The following is a 5175-nucleotide window of genomic DNA, read 5'->3' on the forward strand; positions in this document are numbered from 1 at the left end:
TTCCCGCACGTATAGCTTGCAACTCATTGTGAAAAATAAGCCCTGGAGCCACAGACATGGACAACACTGCATCCGTAGAAGGAGTGGTTAAAAAACGAGGCTTTGATATTTCCTTACGTGATTGTGGAGAAGTTTGATGCTGATTGCTTGGGCGTAAAACCATCTGATCCACTGTCAATGAAGCATCTGCTGAAACCACAGCCTGCTGTTTTTCATCAGAAGGATGAGGGCGATCTGCCGGAGAGAATACCATATTAGACCGATTTTCTGAAGAAGGTGATGCTGAAAGAGCCGTTACATTTTGTACATCTCTTAAATGCCGTGGAGGGCGTGGCCTATGTTCCTGTTTATTATTAGGCTTCCTAGAACCAGAACCTCTTCGCCGAGAAGACGCCTCCTGATGAGAGCCTGTATCAGTAGATGAAACAAATGACGACATAGGAACCTTTGATTTCTTTTTTGCGCACTGTACTTCAGTATTTGAATTTTCTGCATTATCAGCACTTAAACCTAAATACCAAATTGTGGAATCACCACTATATTCAGCACATCTTTCTCTCTTTCGTAAAGAATACATATAAGTCCCACCATCAACAGATTCTATTGCCTTACCAACATAATCTTCTAGAGTGAAATTAGCTCCTCCGTTTGAGCTTCTATCGGTAATTAACAAAATCTCAGTGATTAAATTATTCTTTTGTGGTGAAGAGCCTGTAATTTCACGACCATAATCAGAAACACTTATTTTGTGATCACCCTCACCTTCTTCAATCGACAAGTAATCGCTACCACCCGTAGTATCTATATTAAAACGAAAATGTAAATTCCCTGAAAGCTTTCCAACACGAAGAGAAATATGACGTGGATCATAAGGAATAGAAGTAAAAATCACAGTCCCGTCATTACCACCTAAGTCTTTAATATTAATTTCAGGTTTTTCTCCTGTATTTCGTTCACCAACCAAAAATATTGTTTCAGCAGCTCTTTCCTGTATAGGAATTGTTTTTTTTGTGGTATGATTTGTCCTATCACCAGCAAATAAATAAAGCTTTCCACCATTATTAACCCTTACTGCTCCAGTTACATCCTGTGCACCAACATGTAGCCACGAGCTAGCGGAGCTGTTAATCGTCAAACCATTCACAAGACCACTAGGATATACAACTTGAATAGCCTGATCCTGTAAGGTAGTATTATGAGATTCCCCTAATGCTAAAACATGCTGCCTACCATTCTGAGAAACTACCGTTTTCATTGCTTTTCCCCCCTCTTTTCTTTGCCCTGCATAAAGATTTTGTTCTCCATCTTTTTCCACTTTTGTGTTCCAAGCTGTTGCAGCATCATATATGTTCTGCAGCCCTATTACTCCACCACCACCACTAACTGTCGCATCATAAGCACTGCTTGGCTTGTTCACCCTTGTAAGATCAAGACCCGTCTCTTCATGAACAAACTGCTTACCACCGAGGATTTTAGTATTTATCGCAGTCCCTCCACGTGTAACTATTTGCATTCCCCCTTTTTCAATAGTAGCCCCTATAGAGGTTTTTCCATTATCAACAACCTCAACACCACCATCCTCAATTTTAATATTATTACTGGGAAGCACATTTGTAATCAGTGCAGAGCCTTTTGGTACCGTTCCTCCTCCCCCCACACTTCCTATTCTTTTTAGTTCTCCATTCCCGCTTTCAGCTGCAGTTGTAGATTGCACAAGACAAGTACTCATCAACAACACTGAAAAACTCAATTTATGTTTATTTTGCATCATCCACACTCCATTTTTAATCATTCAAAAAATACCCTGCTACCAAGCAGCTAGCTCATTTTAGAATGTATCGTAATGTGTTTTATTTATGTCTAAATACAATTTATTAGTGCATTATAAAAAATAATACACTAATAAATTGTATTATTTTTTATAAGAAACTCTTTGCATCTAAGGCCGTCTAATTCATAAAATGCAAATTATGCCTTTGTATTTAAGGCATAATTTGCAATACTCTTAATGATGGACAAATTAAACGGTATCACTTTGATCAAAAAAACCAGATCATCCTCATGATTTCTACCTTCCCAAGAGATCTTAAAGTTAATTCTGTAGGTTTAACTTACAAGACAATTCTATTTCTGAAGCCTTCAATCATAAAACGTATGTTTAGAAACTATAGCGTAATCCCAAAATACCTTGAAGTGACTGCTTGATTTTGCGTCCTTTTAGGTAATGTGCTTCCGCATAAAGTGTTAATTTATCATTAACCAAACTGTTTAAACCAATTCCAAGTTTACCCGCATTTCCTGACAAGTCTGTGATAAATTTGTGTCGGTTGTTAATTGTCGTATGATTATTGTTTATATTCTCACGCAACCATGCAGCTGTAATATAAGCTGTTAATGAAGTTTCGGCATTTATTATAAATTCGTGCCCTGCAGTTAATCCAACTTCACTACGTAATGACGTCAATGGACTAATATCAGCGGTCATTTTATTAGAAAGTGTGATTTTTTTACCTTCAACCTGCAAACCTGTTAATTTAACATAAGGTTGCATCCAAGTGTTTTGAGCTGGCTCAAAACGGCAGCCTATTTCAAATGAACCACCTATCGCCCACTGATTATAATTGCTTTGAACAGCTAAACCATTTGTTGAAATGGCTTTCAAATTATTTCGAAAATAATTATATTTCAAAACACTATCCAAATACCATCCATGATGATCAAAATAAGTTGCATAAGCGCCAATGCTGTAAGTGTTTAAATTGCTATCACCACCTCGTCTATGCGTAACACGTCCTCGATCATAGCTGCCAAAACCACCAACATACAAATCTCCATGCGTTAGTTCATTCAACTGATCAGCGCCAAATACTATACCTGTTTGATCAAGCTTAAAATGTGTATGGCCTGTAGCAACACGTTCTCTCCTCTTAATAGCGTAAGCCCATAGATTCGTATCTTTCTTGTTTTGATCCAGAACTCCTCTTCCAGTACGCACAATTTCCAGCTCATTGTTAAAAATAAGTCCCGAAGCTGCCGCTATAGAGAGTACTGCATCAACGGAAGGAGTCGTTGATGATCCACCAGGTATAAATGGGTCTGTCGGATTGGGAACAGAAGGATCTGGTCCACTAATACGGTCCGCAGACAAAAACCACGTTTTCCCATTTTCATCCTTTCTCTGCTTCAAATCATACATATAGGTTCCACCATCGATAGCATGAATTTTTTCTCCAGAGAGATTTGTCAGAGAAAAATGTGCTCCACCGCTTTGATCCATAATTAAATCACGCTTGTTTGAAAAAGGATCAGTGATTTCAACTCCAGAATCAGCAACGCTTATTGTGTGGTTCCCTTCACCATTTTCAATGGAGAGATAATCACCACGGTTCTTTGCAATCGTAGTGTTAAATGCAAAATGTAAACTTCCTGAAAGATTATTAACATGAAGCTGAGAGTAATACGGATCAGAGCCAGTAAATGCAAAAATAACACTCCCTTGACCGCTTAATTTTTGAATGAGAGAACTTTTTCCATCAAACTCATCAGTGACAGCGTACAATTTTGTATCTTGTCCATTTAAAATAATATCTTCTACTGTGGTACGATGTTGATCATTTCCGGCATATAAATGAAGCTGTGCAGAATGATTCACTAGGGTTTTGCCTTCTAATTTTGCCCCAGCATGTACAAATGATTTTGCTTCATCATTCATTGTTAGATTTTTTACAGATCCGTCAGCATATATTTCTTGAAGAGCAGTTTCATTTAAAGTCACTTCAATAGCCTTACCTCCTTCTAAGATACGCTGTTTACCGCCACCAAAAATTTGTGTATCAAATGCGAAACCACCACTTTTTGCGCTTTGAGATTTTTTTGCAATCTCTTGTACCCCGCCTCTCATAACTTTCGTATTCCAAACCTCTCCCCCATCATATACCTTTTGTTGTCCTAGTATTTCGTCTTGACCATAAATTATGGTATTAGAAGCACTACTCCCTTTAATTTTTCCTCCAACATCCCCTTCCCCGAAAACAAGCTGTTTACCACCATAGATTTTTGTCCCCTCTACTTTTCCTCCATTGCCAACACTTTGCTGCCCACCTTCTTTAACGACAGCATTTTTTGAAAAACCTTGCTTTCCTTTTGATGCATAAACACTTTCAATTCCACCATGTTCAATTTTGCTATTCTCACTGAGACCTCCTGCATAAACGTAAATCTCTGCACCATCTCTCACCGTGTTATTGATAGACCGCCCTGGTTCATCTCTCTCTCCATCATTAGAAATGTAAGCTTTTCCATCATTATCGAGTATAAAATTCTCTAGTATAGCTCCATCATTAATAAAGATGAGCTCAGGCTTTTTAAGCGTGGCAATATTTCTTTCTTGTATATTCTGTCTAGAATTGCCATCAAGATTCTGTAGTTTGCTGGCCAATATTTTAGTATTTTTATCCTTAGTAACGCCACTGAGCCTTTCAAAAAGGCTTGATTTACCGTGCGTTTCTATAACAACATCACTTATAGATGCCCTAGTTTTTATACACTCTTCTGTTCTCACTCCCTCATTATAGTGATCATGAAGTGCTTTCTTATTTCTACTATAACTTGAAGAATGACAAAAAAATTCCTTCGCCCCCTCGCTTGCAGAAGCTGTTTGCACCAAATAGCTGCACACCATAAGCGCCCAACAACTTCGTTTCCAATTATATTGCATGACTACACCCTCCCCCTGTATGTCTGATTAGACATCAAGTGTAATTAGCTCTGCAAAATATATTTTCAACCTATGGCTGAAACAATTCCTCTGGGGTTTCTCCTTGCCCCCGCAAGAAACACTTCTTTAATATTCTTTCTAATGCTTTTTATTGAGAATATAAATAAAGTTTTTGTGTTGTTTTTTATTTTCTTTCAGAAATTCTCCGCCAAATAAAAAAAGCAAAATGCTGTATATATTTAAAATACACAATTTAACATAAGACGCGCAACAACATTTCCTCAAAAATTGTTTTCTGATCACTCATTGAACACTTCATTCAACAAATACCTATTTAGAAATTATAGCGTATACCTAAAACGCCCTGAAGCGATTGTTTCATCTTACGTCCCTTGACATAATGTACTTGTGCATAAACCCTTAATTGATCACTGACTAAACTGCTTAAACCAACGCCC

At 37.7% G+C, this 5175-nt stretch carries 3 protein-coding genes; all 3 read right to left on the reverse strand.

Features of this window, described 5'->3' with window-relative positions; all coding sequences use genetic code 11:
• Positions 1 to 1768, reverse strand: a 1768-nt coding sequence (locus BN202_RS05720; protein ID WP_019219656.1) for a pertactin-like passenger domain-containing protein, incomplete at its 3' end; no start/stop codon positions are given.
• A gap of 390 nt (positions 1769 to 2158) precedes the next feature.
• Positions 2159 to 4717 (reverse strand): BafA family autotransporter, encoded by a 2559-nt coding sequence (bafA, locus tag BN202_RS05725; RefSeq protein ID WP_019219657.1) that lies wholly within the window; start codon positions 4715 to 4717, stop codon positions 2159 to 2161.
• A gap of 334 nt (positions 4718 to 5051) precedes the next feature.
• On the reverse strand, positions 5052 to 5175 hold a 124-nt coding region (locus BN202_RS10555; RefSeq protein ID WP_156792119.1), incomplete at its 5' end, for an autotransporter outer membrane beta-barrel domain-containing protein.

Origin of the sequence: Bartonella florencae, from assembly GCF_000312525.1 — a bacterium.
GTDB classification, from domain to species: domain Bacteria; phylum Pseudomonadota; class Alphaproteobacteria; order Rhizobiales; family Rhizobiaceae; genus Bartonella; species Bartonella florencae.